Source organism: Pseudomonas sp. IT-P171, assembly GCF_949767765.1.
In the GTDB taxonomy this organism is placed as follows: Bacteria; Pseudomonadota; Gammaproteobacteria; order Pseudomonadales; family Pseudomonadaceae; genus Aquipseudomonas; species Aquipseudomonas fluorescens_B.
Map to the genome: position 1 here is coordinate 442,461 of NZ_CATKQN010000044.1, position 22,972 is coordinate 465,432.

Annotated in this window: 15 protein-coding genes and 1 other RNA gene; 7 read left to right on the forward strand and 9 right to left on the reverse strand. The window is 60.3% G+C overall.

Annotated elements, in window-relative coordinates:
- Positions 1 to 37 precede the first annotated feature (37 nt).
- Entirely contained in the window at positions 38 to 1,726 is a 1,689-nt protein-coding gene (locus ACM6I5_RS22140) for a putative bifunctional diguanylate cyclase/phosphodiesterase (RefSeq protein ID WP_414884711.1), read from the reverse strand.
- Positions 1,727 to 2,142: 416 nt separating this feature from the next.
- Between ACM6I5_RS22140 and ACM6I5_RS22145 the strand changes: the two genes are divergently transcribed.
- Complete coding sequence (locus ACM6I5_RS22145) at positions 2,143 to 2,457, forward strand: helix-turn-helix domain-containing protein (protein WP_017337518.1); 315 nt, start codon at positions 2,143 to 2,145, stop codon at positions 2,455 to 2,457.
- Positions 2,458 to 2,641: 184 nt separating this feature from the next.
- Here ACM6I5_RS22145 and ffs read toward each other — a convergent pair.
- From ffs to ACM6I5_RS22175, 6 genes are all read right to left on the reverse strand, one after another.
- An RNA gene (gene ffs, locus ACM6I5_RS22150) (signal recognition particle sRNA small type) lies at positions 2,642 to 2,738 on the reverse strand.
- Between the two features lie 127 nt (positions 2,739 to 2,865).
- Positions 2,866 to 4,029 carry a putative zinc-binding metallopeptidase gene (locus ACM6I5_RS22155; protein WP_414884712.1) on the reverse strand — a complete coding sequence of 388 codons (1,164 nt, stop codon included), beginning with the start codon at positions 4,027 to 4,029 and terminating at the stop codon, positions 2,866 to 2,868.
- 229 nt (positions 4,030 to 4,258) lie between these two features.
- Positions 4,259 to 6,613: an NAD-dependent DNA ligase LigA gene (ligA, locus tag ACM6I5_RS22160; RefSeq protein ID WP_414884713.1), complete on the reverse strand. Its 2,355-nt coding sequence runs from the start codon at positions 6,611 to 6,613 to the stop codon at positions 4,259 to 4,261.
- 156 nt (positions 6,614 to 6,769) lie between these two features.
- Positions 6,770 to 7,624 carry a cell division protein ZipA gene (zipA, locus tag ACM6I5_RS22165; protein WP_017337515.1) on the reverse strand — a complete coding sequence of 285 codons (855 nt, stop codon included), beginning with the start codon at positions 7,622 to 7,624 and terminating at the stop codon, positions 6,770 to 6,772.
- 258 nt (positions 7,625 to 7,882) lie between these two features.
- Positions 7,883 to 11,371 carry a chromosome segregation protein SMC gene (smc, locus tag ACM6I5_RS22170; protein ID WP_414884714.1) on the reverse strand — a complete coding sequence of 1,163 codons (3,489 nt, stop codon included), beginning with the start codon at positions 11,369 to 11,371 and terminating at the stop codon, positions 7,883 to 7,885.
- A gap of 2 nt (positions 11,372 to 11,373) precedes the next feature.
- Positions 11,374 to 12,033: a GntR family transcriptional regulator gene (locus tag ACM6I5_RS22175; RefSeq protein WP_031318616.1), complete on the reverse strand. Its 660-nt coding sequence runs from the start codon at positions 12,031 to 12,033 to the stop codon at positions 11,374 to 11,376.
- A gap of 268 nt (positions 12,034 to 12,301) precedes the next feature.
- Between ACM6I5_RS22175 and xdhA the strand changes: the two genes are divergently transcribed.
- From xdhA to guaD, 4 genes are all read left to right on the forward strand, one after another.
- Positions 12,302 to 13,756, forward strand: a complete 1,455-nt coding sequence (gene xdhA, locus ACM6I5_RS22180) for a xanthine dehydrogenase small subunit (RefSeq protein WP_414878631.1) — start codon at positions 12,302 to 12,304, stop codon at positions 13,754 to 13,756.
- Entirely contained in the window at positions 13,749 to 16,148 is a 2,400-nt protein-coding gene (gene xdhB / locus ACM6I5_RS22185; protein ID WP_414878630.1) for a xanthine dehydrogenase molybdopterin binding subunit, read from the forward strand. Before xdhA ends, xdhB begins: the two co-directional genes overlap by 8 nt.
- Positions 16,149 to 16,266: 118 nt before the next feature.
- A complete protein-coding gene (gene xdhC, locus ACM6I5_RS22190; protein WP_017337510.1) occupies positions 16,267 to 17,112 on the forward strand; it encodes a xanthine dehydrogenase accessory protein XdhC in 846 nt (281 codons plus the stop codon).
- Between the two features lie 8 nt (positions 17,113 to 17,120).
- Positions 17,121 to 18,425: a guanine deaminase gene (gene guaD, locus ACM6I5_RS22195; protein ID WP_414878629.1), complete on the forward strand. Its 1,305-nt coding sequence runs from the start codon at positions 17,121 to 17,123 to the stop codon at positions 18,423 to 18,425.
- Between the two features lie 178 nt (positions 18,426 to 18,603).
- Here guaD and ACM6I5_RS22200 read toward each other — a convergent pair whose 3' ends face one another.
- A complete protein-coding gene (locus ACM6I5_RS22200) occupies positions 18,604 to 19,368 on the reverse strand; it encodes a GntR family transcriptional regulator (RefSeq protein ID WP_008027375.1) in 765 nt (254 codons plus the stop codon).
- A gap of 291 nt (positions 19,369 to 19,659) precedes the next feature.
- Here ACM6I5_RS22200 and ACM6I5_RS22205 point away from each other — a divergent pair, with 291 nt between their 5' ends.
- Entirely contained in the window at positions 19,660 to 20,850 is a 1,191-nt protein-coding gene (locus tag ACM6I5_RS22205; protein WP_017337508.1) for a benzoate/H(+) symporter BenE family transporter, read from the forward strand.
- Positions 20,851 to 20,910: 60 nt separating this feature from the next.
- Here ACM6I5_RS22205 and ACM6I5_RS22210 read toward each other — a convergent pair whose 3' ends face one another.
- A complete protein-coding gene (locus ACM6I5_RS22210; RefSeq protein WP_007896965.1) occupies positions 20,911 to 21,255 on the reverse strand; it encodes a YggL family protein in 345 nt (114 codons plus the stop codon).
- 233 nt (positions 21,256 to 21,488) lie between these two features.
- Between ACM6I5_RS22210 and dacB the strand changes: the two genes are divergently transcribed.
- Complete coding sequence (gene dacB / locus ACM6I5_RS22215) at positions 21,489 to 22,949, forward strand: D-alanyl-D-alanine carboxypeptidase/D-alanyl-D-alanine-endopeptidase (protein ID WP_017337507.1); 1,461 nt, start codon at positions 21,489 to 21,491, stop codon at positions 22,947 to 22,949.
- Positions 22,950 to 22,972 lie beyond the last annotated feature (23 nt).

A 22,972-nucleotide genomic window follows, 5' to 3' on the forward strand; every position in this document is an offset into this window, starting at 1 on the left:
CTCCCACATGCCTGACAAACGAAGTCGGGAGATTTGATCAAGCCCCCCGCCATTGCTGCGGCGCAACAAACCCTTCGACCCACTCCGGCACCTCCGCTGCCGGCATCGGCCGGGCGATGAAATAGCCCTGGGCAACCTCGCACCCCAGTTGCAACAGCCGCTCACCATGCTCAATGCTTTCCAGCCCCTCGGCGATCACCTGCCGGCCAAACGCCCGGGCCAGGCCAATGACCGCCGTGGTCAGGGCCTGGTCATCGTGATCATGCAGAATGTCGCGGATGAACGACTTGTCGATCTTGATGGTCTGGGTGCGCAAGCGCTTGAGGTAGCTCAGCGATGAATACCCGGTGCCAAAGTCACCCAATGAAAACTGCACCCCGAGGGCCTGACAGGCCTGCAAACAAGCGCTGACATGCTGGATGTTTTCGATGGCCACCGACTCGACGATTTCCAGGTCGAGCATCTGCGGCGCGACCCGGGCATGCCGGGCGAGCACCTGGCTGAGGCGATCGACGAAATCGGCCCGCTGAAAATGCCGGGCGGCAATGTGGACGCTGATCGGCCAGCTCTGCCCCGCTTGCTGCCAGTGATCCAGCTGCAGCAACACCTGATCCATCACCCATTCACCAATATCGATGATCAGGTCCGTTTCCTCCACCAGCGGCAGAAACTCCCGGGCCGGCACCGTACCGTTTTGCGGGTGTTCCCAGCGCAACAGCGCCTCGAAGCCAACGACAACACCATGACGCATATTGACCTTCGGCTGGAAATACAGGCGCAGCTCACCGGCGGCCAGCGCCTGGCGTACCCGTTCGACGGTCTGGTGAGTGGCCTTGACCTCTTGATCCCGGAACACATCGAACAAATGGAAGCGATTGCGCCCGCTCTGCTTGGCCACGTACATGGCCTGATCGGCATGACGCAGCAAGGTTTCGGCATCTTCATTGTCGTGGGGAAACAGGGTGACGCCGATGCTGGCATAGACATTCAAGACCTTGCCCTGCAGCGCGTACGGTGCGGAAATCGCCCCCAGCACGCGGTTCAGCGCCGCACGCAGCTCCGGCACATCACGCACATAACGCAACACCAGCACGAACTCGTCACCGGCGAGCCGCGCCACTACATCCTCGCCGCGAACGATGTCGCGCAGACGCTTGGCCACCTCCACCAGCAGCAAATCGCCACTGGCGTGCCCGTAGCCGTCGTTGACCGCCTTGAAGCCGTCGAGGTCGAGCATGCACACCGCCAGCGGAATGTTTTCCTCGCGGGAGAAGGCCAGCGCCTGATCCAGCAGATCCGAGAGAAACGCGCGGTTGGGCAGACCGGTCAGCACGTCATGGCCGACTCGCCATTGCAAGGAATGCAACAGTTGGCGTTTTTCGCTGATGTCGAAGCGAATCGCCAGGTAACGGTGAATCCGCCCGGTGGCGTCATCCAGCACCGGCACCAGCGTGCTTTCAACCCAATACAGACGGCCATCCTTGGCGCGATTGCAGATCTCGCCCTTCCAGACATTGCCCAACGCGATGGTGCGCCACATCCCGGCAAAAAAATCAGCGGAGTGCAGACCGGAGTTGAGCAGGCGATGGTTCTGCCCGAGCAGTTCGTCGCGGCTATAGCCGGATACGGCGCAAAACTGATCGTTGACGTAGGTAATCCGGCCGGTCAGGTCCGTCTCGGAAAAAATGGCGGCGGCATCCACGGCCCTGCGGTATTTCTCATCCATGAGTCAGGCTCACTGTCGCTAGCGGTGGTACCGCTCGACCAGCGCACAATGCCCGGAAGAGATGTTTTGAATCGTCCTGCGCAGAGCCACGTGATCACTCCATTTACAGCGATTGATGGCCCATTGGCAGCCGAAGATCAACTAGGCTCAAAGACCCTGATAAAGGGCAGGAACAACGATTTCGGTAACATTTTGCAAGGCCTCAGGATCGCATCAGGGCTCCGCATACCGCTCGCAGGAGCGCAATGCGGGCTCATCCATATCAGCCGAACTTCCGAAAACAGATCACCGAATACCCCTTTGGATCGGCGATTCTACGAAATGCATCACATTTTGCAAAGCAAGGTGATGGATCATGCAGTTGTCTAATGCAAAAATCTATCGTTAAGTTCTTGATTCTAAATGGGAATTGAGCGATGCAAATTTCAAGTTTGGGTCCAGCCATCCGGCGTTACCGCAAGGTCGCGGGGCTTACTCAGGCTGAACTCGGCGAAAAAACCGGTTTTGACCCCAAAACCATCAGCCGCTTCGAAACCGGCACCTACACTCCCAGCGTGGAAGCTCTGTTCCTGCTTGCCGACGTGCTGGACGTGAAGCTGAAAGCCTTTTTCGCAGATATGGGCGACGAAGACGAACAGCGGGCGTACCTGTTCGCAGTCATACACAAGGCCACCCCGAAGGATCTGGGAAAGCTGATTGCAGCGGTTGACCAGGCCTTGTCCAAGCCTTAGTGGCAGAAATGAAAAAAGGAGGCCGACTTGTCGTGATTCGACAGGTCGGCCTCCTTTTTTTGCGTCCGCTTTTCAAAAACGCAAACGACGAAAATCCGCCCTGGATGAAATCCATGGCAGAGCGACAAGACGGTTTTTTTGATGGATAACGCGAGAGAAGGCTCGCGAGGCGTTATGGAGGCAACCCCACCAGCCACACCCCGGCACACAATGTTCCCGCTGTGGCTGCTTCCTTCCGGATCTGACCAGGTTCACGGGTAATCGTTGCGGGGGGACCGATGGGGTCACCATAACGACGCTCACCTGACGGCGAGCCGCGCCATTGTACCTGTCTGAGACGAAGTTACAACCGTTCGAGTGGATTAAAAATATGAACGGCTTCAAGGACATGCGGTACGCCTGAAAATCCTATTGCGCCAACACCTCATCCGCCCTGCCACCTTCCTGCTGGATCACCAGGTGAATGAAGTGCAACTTGGCGATCACCGCCGGCGGCAGGACGAATGGATAGAAATCCGGCTGGCCCATGCTGCGCGACAGTTCGTTGAGCATGCCGGCCAGTTCGATCCAGGCATTGACGAAGGACAGGAACGCCGCGCCGCCAGGATGTTGCGGATCGTAGAGCGTGTCGAGCGGGAACGACTGGTAGTCGAAATCCATGTCCCGCGCGCTCATGCCGAAACCCAGGGCCGTATCCACCGCGTCCATCATGTGCAGGTAATGCGCCCAGGTTTCTGCCCAGTCTTCCCATGGATGCATGGTGGCGTAGGCGCTGACGAACTGTTGCTGCCAGTCGAGCGGCGCGCCTTGCTGGTAATGGCGATCAAGGGCATCGGCGTAACTCGCGCGCTCATCACCAAACAGGTTGCGAAACGGTTCCAGCCACTGGCCGCTGGCGATCAGCCGATCCCAGTAATAGTGCCCGACTTCATGACGAAAGTGCCCGAGCAGCGTGCGATAGGGTTCGTGCATTTGCACCCGGACCTGCTCGCGGTGGGCGTCGTCGGCTTCCTTGATATCAAGGGTGATCAGGCCGTTGGCATGACCGGTGGTCGGCGGTTTGCCTTCGAGATCGACCCCCATGAAATCGAAGGCCAGTCCGGTCTCTTCGTCCACGGTTTTGGGGATGACCTGCAACCCCAGGCTGACCAACTGCGCGACCAGCCGACGCTTGGCGGTTTCGACTTTGCGCCAGCGGTCGTGATTTTCAGGAATCGATAAATCAGGAATGGTGCGATTCAGGCTACAGGCGATACACAACGCATCGTGGTCGTTGGCGGGCAACAGCCAGTTGCACGCGGCAGGGGAATCGAGATTGGCGCAGCGGCGGAACACACCGGCGTCTGGATCGGCATCGAGAATCCAGGTGTCCGCGTGAAAGCCGGGTTGCAGCGACGACAAGCGACTGTGTTCAGGCTGATAGCCCAACGCCGCCGAACAGGCCAGGCACTGGCTGTTGCGAAAGAACAGCGACTGCCCACAGCGGCAATGCCAGACCTTGCTGTTGCGCGAACGCTCGCCGATGAAGGGGGCGGCAATGCGCGAGCTGAGCTGTTCGAAGAAGCGGTGCATGGCGATCTCTCCCTGGGGCTTGCCAAGACTAGATCATTGCCGCGCGAAGATCGTTCCCACGATAAACACACTGGTGTGCATTCCTTTTGTGGCGAGGGGATTTATCCCCGTTGGGCTGCGCAGCAGCCCCAAATCCGGCAATTGCATTATCACAGACAAATTGCGGGCACCGGTCTTGCGACGACTGCGTCGCCGAACGGGGATAAATCCCCTCGCCACAGGTTTTGTGTCAGACCGGGATGCCGTGTGTTTTCAGGAAATCGACAAACGCTTCTTCATCGAGCACCTTCAACCCCAGCTCATTGGCCTTGGCCAACTTGGAGCCGGCCCCGGGCCCCGCCACCACGCAATGGGTCTTGGCCGATACCGAGCCGGCCACCTTGGCGCCGAGGCTTTCGAGTTTGTCCTTGGCGACGTCACGGCTCATCAATTCCAGCGAACCGGTCAGCACCCAGGTCTGCCCGGCCAGCGGCAGTCCTTCGACGACTTTCTTCTCGCTCTGCCAGTGCATGCCAAAATCACGCAACTGCTTTTCGGCGGCTTCAGCGATCTGCCGATTGTCCGCAACCGCAAAAAACTCGCGGACCGAATTGGCCTGTTTCTCCGGCAGCGTCTGACGCATGTCCAGCCAGTCAGCGCCGAACACGCCTTCCAGCGAACCGAATCTGTCCGCCAGTTTCTGCGCCCCGCCCGGTCCGACCGACGGAATGTTCAGCTTGTCGAGGAAGCCGCCCAGCGTCGTGCTGGCGGCAAATTCGGCCCCCAGCTCGCCCTGATCCTGAATCTGCAGGCCATGCTTAAGCAACTTCGCAATAACCTGCTGGTTATGCGCATCTTCAAAGAAGCTGTGGATCTCGTGAGCCACTTCCAGGCCGACATCCGGCAAGTACGTGAGCACGTGCGGCAATGCTTGCTGAACCCGCTCCAGCGAGCCGAGAGAGCGCGCCAGAACCTTGGCCGTCTCTTCACCGACATCGGGAATACCGAGGGCGTAGATAAACCGCGCAAGGCTGGGTTTCTTGCTGTCTTCGATAGCGCTTAGCAGCTTCTTGCTCGACAGCTCCGCAAACCCTTCCAGATCGACAATGTCGTCAAACTTCAAGGCATACAGATCGGCCGGAGAACTCACCAGGCCTTCATCGACCAGTTGCTCGACGCTTTTATCGCCAAGCCCTTCAATGTCCATCGCACGACGCGAAACAAAGTGAATGATTGCCTGCTTGAGCTGCGCACCGCAGGCCAGTCGCCCGACGCAGCGATACACCGCGCCTTCACTGACGGTCTCGCGCCCCTTGCTGCGTTTGACCAGCTGCGTGCGTTCGACATGGGAACCACACACCGGGCACTCCTGCGGAATCTGCACCGGACGCGCATCATCCGGACGGCGCTCCACGACCACTTGCACCACTTGCGGAATCACATCGCCCGCACGGCGGATGATCACGGTGTCGCCGATCATCAGGCCCAGACGCGCGACTTCGTCCATGTTGTGCAGCGTCGCGTTGGCCACGGTGACGCCCGCCACCTTGACCGGTTTCAAGCGCGCCACGGGCGTTACCGCACCAGTACGACCGACCTGGAACTCGACGTCGAGCAACTCGGTGAGCTCTTCCATGGCCGGAAATTTGTGGGCAATCGCCCAGCGCGGCTCGCGAGCGCGGAAACCCAGCTCACGCTGGGAGGCGATGCTGTTGACCTTGAACACCACGCCGTCGATTTCATAGGCCAGCCCGTTGCGGCGTTCACCGATGTCGCGGTAGTAATCCAGGCACTCATCGATACCGTGCGCCAGTTTCAACTCACGACTGATGGGCAAGCCCCACGCCTGAAGCTGTTTCAGATTGCCGATGTGCGTGTCGGCAATGTCCGCCGAAACCTGGCCGATGCCATAGCAACAGAACTCCAGCGGGCGGTTGGCAGTGATCTTCGAATCCAGCTGGCGCAAACTGCCCGCCGCCGCGTTGCGCGGGTTGGCGAAGGTCTTGCCGCCGACTTCCAGTTGCGTTGCGTTGAGCCGTTCGAAACCCGCTTTGGACATGAACACTTCGCCGCGCACTTCGAGGGTCGCCGGCCAGCCGCTGCCTTGCAGTTTGAGCGGGATGTTGCGCACGGTGCGCACATTGACGCTGATGTCTTCGCCGGTGGTGCCGTCACCGCGGGTGGCGCCACGCACCAGCACACCGTCCTGATAAAGCAGGCTGACCGCCAGGCCATCGAGTTTCGGTTCGCAGCTGTATTCCACCGCACCGCCGCCGAACAGGTCGCCAGCCGGCAGATCGAGGCCTTCGGTCACCCGACGATCGAACTCGCGCATGTCGGTTTCTTCGAAGGCGTTGCCGAGGCTGAGCATCGGCACTTCGTGGCGCACCTGAGTGAACGCCGACAGCGCCGCGCTGCCGACGCGCTGGGTCGGCGAGTCGCTGGTGACGAGGTCGGGGTTGGCCGCTTCAAGGGCCTTCAGCTCATGGAACAACCGGTCGTATTCGACGTCCGGAATGCTCGGCTCGTCCATCACGTGGTAGCGATAGTTGTGCTGATCCAGCTCAGCGCGCAGCTCTAGAATGCGGGTTTTGGCGGCGGTCATGGGTGTTCTCTCATAAAGCAAAAGAGCAGCCGAGGCTGCTCAATCTCATTTCATCAAGATCAGGAGACCGCAGCCTCGTTTCACTCGACAGCTCCTACAGGTATTGCGATTTTCCGTAGGAGCTGTCGAGTGAAACGAGGCTGCGATCTTTTGACCTTAGCGTTTCTGGGTCAGGGCGCGACGTTCGAATTCAACGATGCGCTGACGGTAATGCTCGATCGTCTGTGCGGTCAGGACGCTGCGCTGGTCGTCTTTCAGTTCGCCGTTCAGTTCCTGGGACAGTTTGCGCGCCGCAGCCACCATCACGTCGAAGGCCTGCTTCGGATGACGCGGGCCTGGCAGACCGAGGAAGAAACTCACGGCCGGGGTGCTGAAGTGGTCGATGTCGTCCAGATCGAAGATGCCCGGCTTGACCGCATTGGCCATCGAGAACAGGACCTCGCCATTGCCGGCCATGCTTTCGTGGCGGTGGAAAATGTCCATCTCGCCGAAGCGCAGGCCGCTTTCCAGAATGTTCTGCAACAGCGCCGGGCCCTTGAAGCCGGCAGCGTCGCGGCAGATCACGCTGATGACCAGCACTTCTTCGGCTTGCGGTTGTTCCTTGTCACTGACTGACGGCGAGGCCTTGGTGTCATCCGGGAAATCGTCGTCACGGCTGCTGAAGCTCGGGCCGCCATCCAGATCCAGGCTGAGGTTCATGTCGCCTTGCGACGGTTCGCCATGGCCACGCTTGCCGCGCTTGGAACCCGATTCCCGCGGTTCACGGGCAGGCATGCTCACCGACGGCAGGTCGTGCTCGTCCAGTTGCGGTTCCTTGTGCGTATCCAGGACGCGGGGCGGGCCCAACAGCTCGGCGCTGGTGTCCTCGTCCGGCAAATTGGACAGGCTCCGGTCCAGACGGAATTTCAGTTTTCCCTTGCCGCCGCGCATGCGACGCCAGCCATCGAAAAGAATACCGGCAATGACAATAATGCCGATGACGATCAGCCACTCGCGCAGACCGATTTCCATGTAATCCCGTGCCTCTATAAAAAATGCTGAAAAATAAGGGGTTTACAACTCGCAAACCGCTTTAAAACGTGGCGCCAACTCTATGTTCTGACAGGCGTTTTGCCCACGTATACGAAAAATTGACATTAAACTAGCACGACCCAAGGCAACTTTACACCGTCTGTCACAATGGCTTGCGCGAATATGTCGATTGGCCAGCTAGTAGAAGCGATCAGAAAAGCCCTACAGACTAAAAATACTCGCCCTTCAAGCGCTGGTTCAGGCATCCACCATCGCCATCGCCTCCTCGACATCCACTGCCACCAGACGCGAGCATCCGGGTTCGTGCATCGTCACCCCCATCAATTGATCGGCCATTTCCATGGCGATCTTGTTGTGGGTGATGTAGATGAACTGCACCGTCTGCGACATCTCTTTCACCAGCCGTGCGTAGCGTCCAACGTTAGCGTCATCCAGTGGCGCATCCACTTCATCAAGCATGCAGAACGGCGCCGGATTCAATTTGAAGATCGCAAAAACCAGGGCCAGTGCGGTCAGGGCTTTTTCGCCGCCGGAGAGCAAATGGATGGTGCTGTTCTTCTTTCCGGGCGGCTGCGCCATGATCGTCACCCCTGTATCGAGTAGATCTTCGCCCGTCAGTTCCAAATACGCGCGTCCTCCACCGAAAACTTTTGGGAAAAGCGCCTGTAAACCGCCATTGATCTGATCAAAGGTATCTTTGAAGCGGTTGCGGGTTTCCTTGTCGATCTTGCGAATCACGTTCTCCAGGGTATCCAGCGCTTCGACCAGATCGTCGTTCTGCGCATCCAGATAACGTTTACGCTCTGATTGTTGCTGATATTCGTCGATGGCCGCGAGGTTGATCGCGCCGAGGCGCTGAATGCGCGCGGCAATGCGCTCGAGCTCCTCTTCGGCGTCCTTTTCGCTGGCTTCGGTCGTCAGCGTGGCGAGCACGCCGTGCAGGTCGTAGCCGTCTTCCAGCAATTGATCTTCCAGGGTCTTGCGGCGCACGGTCAGGGCTTGCCATTCCATGCGCTGCGTTTCCATCTGGCCACGAATCAACTGCGATTGCTGCTCGGCCTGGTTGCGGCGCTTCTCGGCGTCACGCAGCTCACGGTCGGCGTCTTCAAGGGCAATTTGTGCGGTCTTGAGTTCTTCGTCGACGGTCATGCGCTTGTCGAGCAACTCTTCGAGCTTGAGGCGCAGCTCTTCCAGCGGCGCCTCGCCCTCCTCCAGATTGAGGCTCAGCTGTTCGCGTTTTTCAGTCAGGCGCTCGGACTGCATCTCCAGCCGTTCCAGCGCCTGACGCGTCGAGTCGTGTTGCGCCTTGAGCGATCCCAGACGCACCTCCAATTGATGCGCGTGATCCTTGTGCTGACGGGCCTCCTGGCGCACGCGGTCCAGCCGCTCGCGCAGGCTGTCACGCTGGGCCAACAGCAATTCGCGCTGCTCGGTGTCCAGCGCCATGGCATCGAGGGCCTCCTGCAACTGCAGGCGCGCTTCGCCGATGTATTCGTGCTCCAGAGCGCGCTGTTCGGCCAGCTCGGTGAGTTCTTCATCGAGCCGGGTACGGCGCAAGGTCAGTTGCTCGACCTTGGCCTTGCCCGCGGACAACTGAGCTTTCAATTCGCCTTGCTGACGCGCTTCGTCTTGCAGCAGACGGCGCAAATGCTCGCGGCCGTTTTCCTGCTGACGCTGTTGCGCCCGCAGATTTTGCAGTTGGGTTTCCAGAGTTTCGACTGTGGCTTCACGCTCTTCACGCTCAACAGTCAGGTGCTGGATTTCCTGACCACGGGCGAGCACGCCGCTTTCCGCTTCGCTGGCCCGGCGCACACGCAGAAAGTGGCGCCCGACCCAATAACCGTCGCGACTGATCAGGCTCTGGCCGGCGCTCAACTGACCACGCAGGGCCAAGGCCTGTTCGAGGCTTTCAACCGGTTTGACCTGCCCCAGCCAGGGCGACAGATCGATCTGCGCCTCGACCTTGTCGAGCAGGCTGCCGGGCACGCGTACGCCATCACTGGCGGGGCTGAGCAAACGCAAATCGCCCTGGGCAAAACCGGCCAGATCGAAATCACCGAAATCGTCCACCAGCACGGCTTGCAGATCGGCACCGAGCACGGTTTCCACCGCCAGCTCCCAACCGGCTTCAACCTTGAGGCCTTCGGCCAGTCGCGGGCGATCAGCCAAATGTTGTTCGCGCAGCCATTCAGCAGTGCCGGTGCCCGGATCGAGCGCGGCTTGCTGCAAGGCTTCAAGCGAGGCGAGACGGCCGTTGAGGCGCTGCAAATCGCCCTGCGCCTGTTGCTGGGCCGACAGCGCTTGCTGCAATTCCTGACGCAGTTGCTCAAGGCGCTCGACCTGGGCCTCTTCACTGGCCTGCAAGTCTTCCAGCGTCGCTTCACTCGCGGCGAGTTGCTCGCTGAGTTCCATGATCGCCAGGTCTTCCGGGTCCGCCGAGAGCAACGCGCGCTCTTCGCCGAGACGCTTCTGACGATCCGCCAGGCGTTCCATGCTGGTTTCCAGCTGCTGGATGCGCGATTGCTGGACTTCAGATTGGCGACGCGGTTCGGCGGCGGTCAGGTTGAACGTATCCCACTGTTCCTGCCAACCGTGCATGGTGGTTTCGGATTCTTCCAGCGCGGCGGCGGCCTCTTCAGCGGCAGCGCTGGTGACTTCCTGCTCCGGCGTGAGCATGTCCAGCTCTTCGCCGAGGGTCAGCAGCAACGTGCGGTCGTGGCCCAGATGCGATTCGGTTTCCAGACGCGCGCGCTCGGCTTCTTTCAAATCGTCCTGCAACTGACGCAAACGTTGCTGGCCGTGCTGGATGCTCTGCTCGACCCGTGCGATGTCGCCGCCGACCGAATAGAAACGCCCCTGCACCAGATTGAAGCGCTCGGACAGGTCATGGTGCCCGTCACGCAAGCGTTCGATGCTCGCGTCGGCGTTGCGCTGCTCGGCAACCAGCGCTTCGAACGTGACTTCCTGGGTGCCGATGATCGCTTCGCGCTGACCGACCTGTTCGTTCAACGCCTGCCAGCGCAAAGCAGACAATTGCGCCTTGAGCTGACGCTCCTCGCCCTTGTATTCCTGATACTTCTTGGCCGCCTCGGCCTGGCGGTGCAGGCGCTCGAGCTGACGCGCGAGCTCTTCGCGCAAGTCCGTGAGGCGCTCCAGGTTTTCGTGGGTGCGCCGAATGCGGTTTTCGGTCTCGCGCCGGCGCTCCTTGTACTTGGAGATGCCCGCCGCTTCTTCAATAAAGTTGCGCAGGTCTTCGGGCTTGGACTCGATCAGTTTGGAGATCATCCCCTGCTCGATGATCGAGTAGCTGCGCGGGCCCAGGCCGGTACCGAGAAAGATATCGGTGATATCGCGGCGGCGGCACTTGGTGCCGTTGAGGTAATAGGTGGTCTGGCTGTCGCGGGTGACTTTGCGGCGAATGGAGATTTCCGCATAGGCAGCGTACTCGCCGAGCAAGGTGCCGTCGGAGTTATCGAACACCAGTTCGATGCTGGCCTGGCTCACCGGTTTACGGCTGGTCGAACCGTTGAAGATGACGTCGGTCATCGATTCGCCACGCAGGTTCTTGGCCGAGCTCTCGCCCATCACCCAGCGTACGGCGTCGATGATGTTCGATTTGCCGCAACCATTGGGCCCGACCACCGCCGCCATGTTACTGGGGAAGTTCACCGTGGTCGGATCGACGAAGGATTTGAACCCCGCCAGCTTGATGCACTTGAGCCGCACGCTTAAGCGTCCGTCAGGGCAGAGATCACCAGATCGCAACTGCGCTGGCAATACGCCGTCAGCACGGTCCGGATCAGCGCATCGTCACGGGCGATCACGGCCGCCAGCAAGCGTTCGAACAGTTCCAGATACTCGCTCATCGAGGCCTTGCGCTGCTCCAGGGCGAGGAAATACGCACGGCTCATGGCCGGCTGCAGATTCTCGACGGTTTCCTGCAAGTACGGGTTGTTGGCAAACCCGTACGTGGCGCGCATCACATTGAAACTGTCGTCGACGAAGGTGTGAATGTCCTGCCGCTCGTAGCTTGCGGTCAGGCGCTGCTGGATCTGCACGAACGGCGCCAGGTCGGCCTGGACTTTCCACCCCGTGGCCACGGCATTGGCGAGCAGGATGTACATCTCGCCCATCAGCGCGCACAGGCTCCGCACCTTGTGCGCGGTGAGTTCGGTCACATGTGCGCCGCGTCGCGGCAGGATCGCGATCAGGTGGCGGCGCTCGAGGATCAGCAAGGCTTCACGGACCGAGCCGCGGCTGACATTGAGGGCCTGCGTGACCTTCTGTTCCTGGATGCGCTCCCCGGGCTTCATTTCGCCACGAATGATGCGTTCGGCGAGGTGGTGAGCAATTTGCTCGGCGAGGCTGTCCGGCGCCTTGAACGTCATGGTTGTCCCTTCAAACTCTTCGATCTGCACAAGCGGCGCAGTGTAGCGCAGATGAAGGGTCATGGCGGAGTGCCCACTCGGCGGTTTTTGGCACGAATCCCGCAAAAAAGCAGGCAATCCCGTGAGGGTCAATAATGAAGGAACAGGTTGTTGATCGACAAAATGCTATTTCCTGACCTTTAAGTCAGAAAATCATTGACCCGAAAGTCAGACCTGATAAATTCGGTCCAAGTCGGTTAACAACAATAATGAGTCTGCGAGGCCTTCCGTGATCCAGTTTTTACTAAACCAGGAACTCCGTAGCGAGCACGCCCTGGACCCGAACCTGACCGTGCTCAACTATCTGCGCGACCATGTGGGCAAACCCGGCACCAAAGAAGGCTGCGCCAGCGGCGACTGTGGCGCCTGCACCGTGGTGGTCGGCGAGCTGCAAACGGATGACGATGGCCGCGAACACATTCGCTATCGCAGCCTCAACTCGTGCCTGACGTTCGTTTCGTCGTTGCACGGCAAACAACTCATCAGCGTCGAAGACCTCAAGCACCAAGGCGAACTGCACAGCGTGCAGAAGGCCATGGTCGAGTGCCACGGCTCGCAGTGCGGTTTCTGCACCCCCGGCTTCGTGATGTCGCTGTTCGCGCTGCAAAAGAACAGCGATCAGCCGGACGCGCATAAAGCGCACGAAGCGCTGGCCGGCAACCTCTGCCGCTGCACCGGCTATCGGCCGATCCTGGAAGCAGCCGAGCAGTCCTGCTGCGGCAAGCAACCTGACCAGTTTGATGCTCGCGAAGCCGATACCATCGCCCGCCTGAAAGCCATCGCCCCCACCGATATCGGCGAACTCAACAGTGGCGACAAGCGCTGCCTGGTGCCGCTGACCGTCGCCGATCTGGCTGACCTCTACGACGCTTATCCACAAGCCCGGCTGCTGGCCGGCGGTACGGACCTGGCACTGGAAGTCACCCAGTTCCACCGCACCCTGCCGGTGATGATCTACGTCGGCAACGTCGCCGAAATGAAGCGCATCGAACGCTTTGACGATCGCCTGGAAATCGGCGCCGCCACCGCCCTCTCCGATTGCTACGAAGCCTTGAAAGCCGAGTACCCGGACTTCGGCGAATTGCTGCAGCGCTTCGCTTCCCTGCAGATTCGCAACCAGGGCACCCTCGGCGGCAACATCGGCAACGCCTCGCCCATCGGTGACTCGCCGCCCCTGCTGATCGCCCTCGGCGCGCAAATCGTCCTGTGCAAAGGCGAGGCCCGCCGCACCCTGGCGCTGGAAGATTACTTCATCGATTACCGCGTCACCGCGCGCCAGGAAAGCGAGTTCATCGAGAAGATCATCATCCCGCGTGCCAGTGCCGAGCGGCTGTTCCGTGCCTACAAGGTTTCCAAGCGTCTGGACGATGACATTTCCGCCGTCTGCGCCGCCTTCAACCTGCGCCTTGAGAACGGCGTGATCGCCGACGCCCGCGTGGCGTTTGGCGGTATGGCCGCCATCCCGAAACGCGCCGCCCACTGCGAAGCCGTGTTGCTCGGTTCACCGTTCAACAACGCCACCGTCGAACGCGCTTGCGCTGCGCTGGCCGAAGATTTCACGCCGCTCTCGGACTTCCGCGCCAGCAAGGAATACCGCCTGCTCAGCGCGCAGAACCTGCTGCGCAAATACTTCATCGAACTGCAAACGCCGCACATCGAGACTCGGGTGACCGCTTATGTCTAACCATCACGCCGTAGAGAAGACCCAGGCCGAACTGGCTGAACTGTTCGCCAAGGACCTGACCACCGGTGTCGGTCGCAGCGTCAAGCACGACAGCGCCGCCAAGCATGTATCCGGTGAAGCGCAGTACATCGACGATCGACTGGAATTTCCGAACCAGCTGCACGTTTATGCCCGGCTGTCGGACCGCGCCCACGCGAAAATCATCAGCATCGACACCCGGCCTTGCTACGCCTTCGAAGGCGTGCGCATCGCCATCACCCATGAAGACGTGCCAGGCCTGAAAGACATCGGCCCCTTGCTGCCGGGCGACCCATTGCTGGCCATCGATGACGTGCAGTTCGTCGGTCAACCCGTGCTCGCCGTTGCGGCGAAAGACCTGGAAACCGCGCGCAAAGCGGCGATGGCCGCGATCATCGAATACGAAGATCTGGAACCGGTGCTGGACGTGGTCGAAGCCCTGCGCAAACGCCACTTCGTGCTCGACAGCCACACGCATCAGCGGGGTGATTCGGCCGGTGCCCTGGCCACCGCCGAACATCGTATTCAAGGCACGCTGCACATCGGCGGCCAGGAACACTTCTACCTCGAAACCCAGATTTCTTCGGTGATGCCCACTGAAGATGGCGGGATGATCGTCTACTGCTCGACCCAGAACCCGACCGAAGTGCAGAAACTGGTGGCCGAGGTTCTGGACGTTTCGATGAACAAGATCGTCGTCGACATGCGCCGCATGGGCGGAGGCTTCGGTGGCAAGGAAACCCAGGCCGCGAGCCCGGCGTGCCTGTGCGCGGTGATCGCGCACCTCACCGGCCAACCGACCAAGATGCGCCTGCCGCGGGTCGAAGACATGCTGATGACCGGCAAGCGTCACCCGTTCTACGTCGAGTACGACGTCGGCTTCGACAACACCGGCCGCCTCCACGGCATCGCCCTGGAACTGGCAGGCAACTGCGGTTGTTCGCCGGACTTGTCGGCGTCGATTGTCGACCGCGCAATGTTCCACGCCGACAATTCGTATTACCTGGGCGATGCGACCATCAACGGTCACCGCTGCAAGACCAACACCGCGTCGAACACCGCTTACCGGGGTTTCGGCGGCCCGCAAGGGATGGTCGCCATCGAGGAAGTGATGGACGCGATCGCCCGCCATCTGGGCCTCGATCCGCTGGCGGTGCGCAAGGCCAACTACTATGGCAAGACCGAGCGCAACGTCACCCATTACTACCAGACCGTCGAGCACAACATGCTCGAGGAAATGACCGCCGAACTGGAAGAAAGCAGCCAGTACGCCGAGCGCCGCGAAGCGATTCGTCGCTACAACGCCAACAGCCCGATCCTGAAAAAAGGCCTGGCGCTGACGCCGGTTAAATTCGGTATTTCCTTCACCGCCAGTTTCCTCAATCAGGCCGGTGCGCTGGTCCATGTCTACACCGACGGCAGCATCCACCTCAACCATGGCGGCACGGAGATGGGCCAGGGCCTGAACACCAAAGTCGCGCAGGTCGTGGCCGAAGTGTTCCAGGTGGAAATGAACCGCGTGCAGATCACCGCGACCAATACCGACAAAGTGCCGAACACCTCGCCGACCGCAGCCTCCAGCGGCGCCGACCTGAACGGTAAAGCCGCACAGAACGCGGCGGAAATCATCAAGCAACGCCTCGTGGAATTTGCTGCGCGACAGTACAAGGTCAGTGAAGAAGACGTGGAATTCCACAACGGCCACGTGCGGGTTCGCGATCACATCCTGACCTTCGAAGCGCTGATCCAGCAGGCGTATTTCGCGCAGGTTTCGCTGTCGAGCACCGGGTTCTACAAGACCCCGAAAATCTTCTACGACCGCAGTCAGGCGCGTGGTCGGCCGTTCTATTACTACGCCTTCGGCGCGGCGTGCTGCGAAGTGATCATCGACACCCTGACCGGCGAGTACAAGATGCTGCGCACCGACATCCTCCACGACGTCGGCGCCTCGCTGAACCCGGCGATCGACATTGGCCAGGTCGAGGGCGGCTTTATCCAGGGCATGGGCTGGCTGACCATGGAAGAGCTGGTCTGGAATGCCAAGGGCAAGCTGATGACCAACGGCCCGGCGAGCTACAAGATCCCGGCGGTGGCGGACATGCCGCTGGACCTGCGGGTGAAGCTGGTGGAGAACCGCAAGAACCCGGAAGACACGGTGTTCCATTCCAAGGCAGTGGGTGAGCCGCCGTTCATGCTCGGCATTGCATCGTGGTGTGCGATCAAGGATGCGGTGGCGAGCCTGGGCGACTACAAGCATCAACCGAAAATCGATGCACCGGCGACGCCGGAGCGGGTGTTGTGGGGGTGTGAGCAGATGCGGCAGTTGAAGGCGGCGAAGGCCGTTGAAACTGAAACCGAGCTGGCTCCGCTCTAAGGACCGAGGCGCGGCCAATCGCTGGCAGGCCAGCTCCCACATTTGGAATGCATTCCCCTGTGGGAGCTAGCCCGCTGGCGATGAGGCCCGAACAGACCACACAGATGTCGAGGTGAATATGTACAACTGGATCGACGCCCTCGCCGACCTGCAAAACCGGGGTGAACCCTGCGTGTTGGTGACCATCATCGAAGAGCTCGGCTCGACGCCGCGCAATGCCGGTTCGAAGATGGTCATCAGTGCCACCCAGACCTTCGACACCATCGGTGGCGGGCATCTGGAATACAAGGCCATGCAGATCGGTCGCGACATGCTGGCCAGCGGCAAACAGGACACGCACCTGGAACGCTTCAGCCTCGGCGCCAGCCTGGGCCAGTGCTGTGGCGGCGTGACCGTGTTGCTGTTCGAACCGATGGGCCAGGTGCAGGCGCAGATCGCCGTGTTCGGCGCCGGCCATGTCGGCCGGGCGCTGGTGCCGCTGCTCGCCAGCCTGCCCTGCCGGGTACGCTGGATCGATTCGCGGGAAGACGAATTCCCCGAACAGATCCCCCACGGCGTTCGCAAGATCGTCACCGAAGAGCCGGTGGATGAAATCGACGACCTGCCCGCCGGCAGCTACTGCATCGTCATGACCCACAATCACCAGCTCGACCTCGAACTCACCGCCGCGATCCTCAAGCGCAACGACTTCGCCTACTTCGGCCTGATCGGCTCGAAGACCAAACGGGTGAAGTTCGAACATCGCCTGCGCGACCGTGGTTTTGACAGCAGCGTGCTGCAACGCATGCGCTGCCCGATGGGCATTGGCGAAGTCAAAGGCAAATTGCCTGTGGAAATCGCCATCTCCATCGCCGGCGAAATCATCGCCACCTATAACGCCAGTTTCGGCCAGCAGACCGCCAGCGCCGGATCATCGATTGCCAAACTGCTGCCTGCTTCACGCCGCAGCCAAGCCTCCCACTGAGAAAGCTCATGCCTCTGACTCGCAAAGCCTACCGCGCCGCCATCCTGCACAGCATCGCCGACCCCGCCATCGTTGGCATCGAAGCCTCCTACGAGTATTTCGAAGACGGCTTGCTGGTGGTCGATAACGGCCAGATCAGCGCGCTCGGCCACGCCAGCGAACTGCTGCCAACCCTGCCCGCCGATATCGAGATCACTCATTATCAGGATGCGCTGATCACCCCCGGCTTCATCGACACCCACATTCACCTGCCGCAAACCGGCATGGTCGGCGCCTACGGCGAGCAGTTGCTGGACTGGCTCAACACCTACACCTTCCCGTGTGAAAGCCAGTTCGCCGACAAGGCTCACGCCGACGAAGTCGCGGGCATTTTCATCAAGGAACTGCTGCGCAACGGCACCACCACCGCGCTGGTGTTCGGCAGCGTGCACCCGCAATCGGTGAACTCGTTCTTCGAGGCCGCCGAACAGCTGGACCTGCGGATGATCGCCGGCAAAGTGATGATGGACCGCAACGCGCCGGACTACCTGACCGACACTGCCGAATCCAGCTACGTCGAAAGCAAGGCGCTGATCGAGCGCTGGCACGGCAAGGGTCGCTTGCACTACGCCGTCACCCCGCGTTTCGCCCCGACCAGCACCCCGGAACAACTGACCCTCGCCGGCCAGTTGCTGAGCGAATATCCGGACCTGTACATGCAGACCCACATCAGCGAAAACCTCAAGGAAATCGAGTGGGTCAAGGAATTGTTCCCGGAGCGCAAGGGTTACCTCGACGTCTACGATCACTACCAGTTGCTGGGCGAGCGCTCGGTGTTCGCCCACGGCGTACACCTGTGCGACGACGAATGTGCGCGCCTGGCAGAAACCGGCTCGGCGATTGCGTTCTGCCCGACCTCGAACTTCTTCCTCGGCAGCGGCCTGTTCAATTTGCCGATGGCCGAGAAGCACAAGCTGAACGTCGGTTTGGGCACGGACGTGGGTGGCGGCACCAGTTTCTCGCTGCTGCAAACATTGAACGAGGCGTACAAAGTCATGCAGCTGCAAGGTGCGCGACTGAGCCCGTTCAAATCGCTGTACCTGGCGACCCTCGGCGGTGCACGTGCGTTGCGTCTGGAAGACAGGATCGGCACGTTGCTGCCGGGTACCGATGCGGACTTCCTGGTGCTGGATTACAACGCGACGCCGTTGCTGAGCTATCGCTTGAAGCAGGCCAATAACATTGCCGAGACGTTGTTTGTGCTGATGACGCTGGGGGACGACCGGACGGTTCTGCAGACGTATGCGGCGGGGAATCAGGTGCATCAGCGCTAATTCTTTCAGGCATAAAAAATCCCCCAGTGGTGTTCAGCCCTGGGGGATTTTTGTTGCCGGTCGGATTGCTATCGCTGGCAGGCCAGCTCCCACAGTGATTTGTGGTGTCCACAGTATCTACCGTACATCCAACAACCTGTGGGAGCTGGCCTGCCAGCGATTGGGGCACCCCGGTCCATCAGATTTTCGCTGGCGAACGCCCTGGCTTCTTGGTCTGCAACAAATGCGAGAACACCGCATGCAAATCATCCGACGCACTTTCCTCGTCGAGGTTGAGTTTGCTGTCGATGTGATCCATGTGATGCATCATCAGGTTCACCGCCAACTCACCGTTGCGCGCTTCGATGGCGTCGATCAGTTGGGTGTGCTCGTCGTAGGAACAGTGCGAGCGGTTGCCACTTTCATACTGGGCGATGATCAATGAAGTCTGGGACACCAGGCTGCGCTGGAAGCTGATCAGCGGAGCGTTCTTCGCCGCTTCGGCCAGCTTCAGGTGAAATTCGCCCGACAGACGAATGCCGGCACCGCGATCGCCACGGGAGAAGCTGTCGCGTTCGTCGTTGACCATTTGGCGCAATTCGGCGATCTGCTCGGCGGTGGCATGTTGTACCGCCAGTTCAGTGATCGCCCGCTCGACCAGACGCCGGGCGAGGAACACCTGCCGCGCTTCTTCGACACTCGGGCTGGCAACCACGGCACCACGGTTCGGCCGCAGCAGCACGACGCCTTCATGGGCCAGACGCGACAGCGCGCGGCGAATGATGGTGCGACTGACCCCGAATATTTCCCCCAGCGCTTCTTCGCTCAACTTGGTGCCGGGCGCCAGGCGCTGTTCGAGGATGGCCTCGAAGATATGCGCGTAGACAATATCGTCCTGGGTCCCGCTGCGGCCGGCTTTGCCTGCTCGCGGTTGTTTCTTGAGGGGTTGCAACTGTTCGTTCATGGGCACTCGAGTCGGGAGAACTGCGGCGAATTGACCGTGACTGTAATACGGCACAGTGGGTCGCTGGCAAGTATCGCGTAAAAAACACCGCGATTGTACACAATGGATGGTGGCAACACGACTGTACGGCTGTTTGTCGCCTTTGCTGTATTGCAACGATTGCTTACGTTTGAGTTTAGGCTTATCCGCAGAATCCGCAGCGCGATCTCCTGCAGTAGCCAAAAACCGGCTCCTGCAAGATTTCTTGCGCTGCTGTGGATATTTTCGTACGCATGAAGGAACACCGCTGTCATGAACGACGCCACGCACACGCAGCTCCGCCCGTTGGCGGATACGTCCCCTTCCGCCATCGTTGCAGGATTTATCGCGATGATGACCGGCTACACCAGTTCCCTGGTGCTGATGTTCCAGGCCGGGCAAGCGGCAGGCCTGACCAGCGGGCAGATTTCTTCGTGGATCTGGGCGATCTCCATTGGCATGGCGGTGTGCTCGATCGGCCTGTCCCTGCGTTATCGCACGCCGATCACCATCGCCTGGTCGACACCCGGCGCGGCGTTGCTGATCACCAGCCTGGGCGGTGTGAGCTACGGCGAAGCCATTGGCGCCTACATCACCTGCGCGGTGCTGGTGACAGTTTGTGGCTTGACCGGTAGCTTCGAACGCCTGGTGAAGAAGATTCCGGCGTCATTGGCCGCGGCGTTGCTGGCGGGGATTCTGTTCAAGATCGGCAGCGAAATTTTCGTCGCAGCCCAGCATCGCACTGCACTGGTATTGGGAATGTTCTTCACGTACCTGGTGGTCAAGCGTCTGTCGCCGCGCTACGCCGTACTCGCTGCATTGCTCATCGGTACGGCGTTGTCAGGGTTCATGGGGCTGCTGGATTTCAGTGCGTTTCACCTGGAAGTGGCGACACCGGTCTGGACCACGCCGCACTTTTCCCTGGCCGCGACCATCAGCATCGGCATCCCGCTGTTCGTCGTGGCGATGACCTCGCAGAACATGCCGGGCATCGCCGTGCTGCGCGCCGACGGCTACACGGTACCGGCCTCGCCGCTGATCACCACGACGGGCATCGCCTCGTTGCTGCTGGCGCCGTTCGGCTCCCACGGGATCAACCTGGCCGCCATCAGCGCGGCGATCTGCACCGGCCCGCATGCCCACGAGGATCGCAACAAGCGTTATACGGCGGCGGTCTGGTGCGGGATTTTCTACGGGATCGCCGGGGTCTTCGGCGCGACGCTGGCGGCGTTGTTCGCGGCGTTGCCAAAAGAACTGGTGCTGTCGATTGCGGCGCTGGCGCTGTTCGGTTCGATCATCAATGGCTTGAGCATTGCCATGGCCGAAGTGAAGGAACGTGAAGCGGCGTTGATCACCTTTATGGTCACGGCGTCGGGGCTGACGCTGTTTTCCATCGGTTCGGCATTCTGGGGGATTGTGGCGGGGGTGTTGACGCTGGTGATTCTGAATGGGCGTAAAGCCTGAAAGAGCAAAAGATTTTCACATAAAAAAACGGCGACCCGCGGGTCGCCGTTTTTCATGACATCAAGCTACCGGATTGATCGGCTTTTCCGGGTACCAGACGTCGATCAGCGGGCTGACGGTGGCTTCAGTCAGTTCGCTGCGGCCTTTGAGCCAGGCTTCAACAGCAGCACGCTGCTCTTCGGACACCGAGCCACGCTTCTGCAGGCAAACCAGACCGAAGTCGTCGCCGCCAACATAGCCCAGACCGTTGGCTTCCATGGCTTCTTTCAGGAACGCGTCGAGGAAAGCATCAATGGCTTCATCAGCCAAATCTTCTTTGAAATCCAGGTTCAGTTCGAAACCCAGCTCTTGAAATTCATCGACGCACAGTTTTTTGCGCAGACGCTGGGAACGGTTAGTCGCCATTGGAACAATCCTCATAAGTAATAACGGGCGGCACTTTAGCAGTTTAAGCCGCCAATTGCCCGATTCTCTGGGCTCGACACGTTACCGCCGGTAAAAAATAGCGGATAAGGTGGCCGGGGCACGGCACAAGCCGCTACACCTTGGGGCATAATGTCGACACTTTCATGACCACTGAGGGAATTTATCTTCATGCCCTCGTCTTTTTTCCCCTCGGCTGTAGGGTTTTATTTCACATGATCAAATCTTTGCGTCCATTGTTGCTGGCCAGTCTACTTCTCCCCCTGGCCCTCCCCGTTTCCGCCGCCTCCATCAACACCGGCCTGTCGCCCAACGTCGAAAAAGCCCTGAAGGCCAGCAAGCTGCAGGACAACGCCCTGTCACTGGTGATGATCCCGCTCAACGGTCCAGGCACGCCGACCATTTTCAATGCTGACGTCTCGGTCAACCCGGCCTCCACCATGAAACTCGTCACCACGTACGCCGCGCTGGAAATGCTCGGCCCGAACCACCAGTGGAAAACCGAGTTCTACACCGACGGCACGCTCAGCGGCGGCATTCTCAACGGCAACCTCTACCTCAAGGGTGGCGGCGACCCGAAACTGAACATGGAAAAACTCTGGCTGCTGATGCGCGACCTGCGCGCCAACGGTGTGACCCAAGTCACCGGCGACCTGGTGCTGGATCGTGGCTTCTTCGTGCAACCGCAATTGCCCGAGTTCAACGATGACGGCAATGACGAGAACAAGCCGTTCCTGGTCAAACCCGACTCGCTGCTGGTCAACCTCAAGGCCCTGCGCTTCGTGGCGCGCAACGACAACGGTCGGGTGCTGATTTCGGTCGAGCCGCCGATCTCCAGCATCCGCATCGAAAACCAGGTCAAGGCCGTCAACTCCAAGCAATGCACCGGTGGCGTGCGTTACAACCCGGTGACCCAGGCCGATGGCACCGTGAACGTGACCGTCGGCGGTCAGCTGGGCGAGGGCTGCAGTTCCCAGACTTACCTGTCGCTGCTCGACCACTCGACTTATACCGCTGGCGCAGTCCGGGCAATCTGGAAAGAACTGGGTGGCAGCATTCAGGGCAAGGACGTTCTGGCACCCACGCCAAAAGATGCCAAGGTACTGGCTCGCGCCTTCTCCCCGGACCTGGCGGAAATCATCCGTGACATCAACAAATACAGTAACAACACCATGGCTCAGCAGTTGTTCCTGAGCCTGGGGCAGAAATTCCGCACCGACGCCGACGGCGACGACGCCAAGGCGGCCCAGCGCGTAGTCCGTCAGTGGCTGGCGAAGAAAGGCATCACCGCGCCGCACCTGGTGATGGAGAACGGTTCCGGCCTCTCCCGCGCAGAACGTGTCAGTGCGCGTGAAATGGCCGCGATGCTGCAAGCCGCATGGCGCAGCCCGTACGCTGCCGAGTTCATCAGCTCGATGCCGATTGCCGGCACCGACGGCACCATGCGCAAACGCCTGAAGACGACGGCGATGCGCGGTGAAGCCCACGTCAAGACCGGCACCCTGAACACTGTGCGTGCGATCTCAGGCTACAGCCGCGACGTCAACGGCAATACCTGGGCGGTGGTGGCGATCCTCAACGACAAGGCACCGTTTGGTGCGTCGTCGGTGCTGGACCAGGTGCTGCTGGACTTGTATCGCCAGCCGAAACTGCCTGATACGGCTTCGGTGTTGTAAACACCGAAAATCCAATGTGGGAG

Bases quoted from the DNA above. Each gene is read 5' to 3' on its own strand.
- ACM6I5_RS22140 (WP_414884711.1), bottom strand. From the start codon at position 1,726: ATGGATGAGAAATACCGCAGGGCCGTGGATGCCGCCGCCATTTTTTCC.
- ACM6I5_RS22205 (WP_017337508.1), top strand. From the start codon at position 19,660: ATGAACGACGCCACGCACACGCAGCTCCGCCCGTTGGCGGATACGTCC.
- xdhC (WP_017337510.1), top strand. From the start codon at position 16,267: ATGTACAACTGGATCGACGCCCTCGCCGACCTGCAAAACCGGGGTGAA.
- ACM6I5_RS22155 (WP_414884712.1), bottom strand. From the start codon at position 4,029: ATGCACCGCTTCTTCGAACAGCTCAGCTCGCGCATTGCCGCCCCCTTC.
- ACM6I5_RS22145 (WP_017337518.1), top strand. From the start codon at position 2,143: ATGCAAATTTCAAGTTTGGGTCCAGCCATCCGGCGTTACCGCAAGGTC.
- ligA (WP_414884713.1), bottom strand. From the start codon at position 6,613: ATGACCGCCGCCAAAACCCGCATTCTAGAGCTGCGCGCTGAGCTGGAT.
- ACM6I5_RS22200 (WP_008027375.1), bottom strand. From the start codon at position 19,368: ATGAACGAACAGTTGCAACCCCTCAAGAAACAACCGCGAGCAGGCAAA.
- ACM6I5_RS22210 (WP_007896965.1), bottom strand. From the start codon at position 21,255: ATGGCGACTAACCGTTCCCAGCGTCTGCGCAAAAAACTGTGCGTCGAT.
- guaD (WP_414878629.1), top strand. From the start codon at position 17,121: ATGCCTCTGACTCGCAAAGCCTACCGCGCCGCCATCCTGCACAGCATC.
- dacB (WP_017337507.1), top strand. From the start codon at position 21,489: ATGATCAAATCTTTGCGTCCATTGTTGCTGGCCAGTCTACTTCTCCCC.
- zipA (WP_017337515.1), bottom strand. From the start codon at position 7,624: ATGGAAATCGGTCTGCGCGAGTGGCTGATCGTCATCGGCATTATTGTC.
- xdhB (WP_414878630.1), top strand. From the start codon at position 13,749: ATGTCTAACCATCACGCCGTAGAGAAGACCCAGGCCGAACTGGCTGAA.
- ACM6I5_RS22175 (WP_031318616.1), bottom strand. From the start codon at position 12,033: ATGACGTTCAAGGCGCCGGACAGCCTCGCCGAGCAAATTGCTCACCAC.